Origin of the sequence: Bradyrhizobium sp. CCBAU 45321, assembly GCF_028128975.1 — a bacterium.
Lineage (GTDB): Bacteria > Pseudomonadota > Alphaproteobacteria > Rhizobiales > Xanthobacteraceae > Bradyrhizobium > Bradyrhizobium yuanmingense.
On record NZ_LFKZ01000028.1, the window covers coordinates 1 to 401 of the forward strand.

The following is a 401-nucleotide window of genomic DNA, read 5'->3' on the forward strand; positions in this document are numbered from 1 at the left end:
CATGACGACGGTCTCGACGCCGCATTCCGTAAACCAGTCGACCAGCCGATGCAGATCGGCCGTGAAGGTACCGAAACTGTGGACTGGCTCCGGTGCGCGATCTGCCCTGACGGCCGCCATATGCATGGTGGCGCCAACGTCGATGGCAGCCGCGTTCGGGTGCACCATCGGCATCTTACCGCCGTCCTTCGACTTCGATCTTTTGGGATTCATCTGTAGCTCCTTCTGACTCCGGCGGAAGGGCTGGGCTGCGCAATTCATTCAAATTCCTAAACGGGATCGCCGAGATGGCGTCACCACTCTCAAGTGCGCAACAGCCCATGGACCAGGTTTTTTGACGGGCTCACGTGCCACCAAAATCGTATCGGCCGCTCCCTTCCGGCCGCAGTCTAGCGGTTAGC

Annotated in this window: 1 pseudogene; it reads right to left on the minus strand. The window is 59.9% G+C overall.

Annotation, left to right across the window (positions count from 1 at the left end):
* Nucleotides 1–213 (minus strand): annotated as a pseudogene (locus tag ACM43_RS09505) (IS110 family transposase); the annotation flags it as partial.
* Nucleotides 214–401 lie beyond the last annotated feature (188 nt).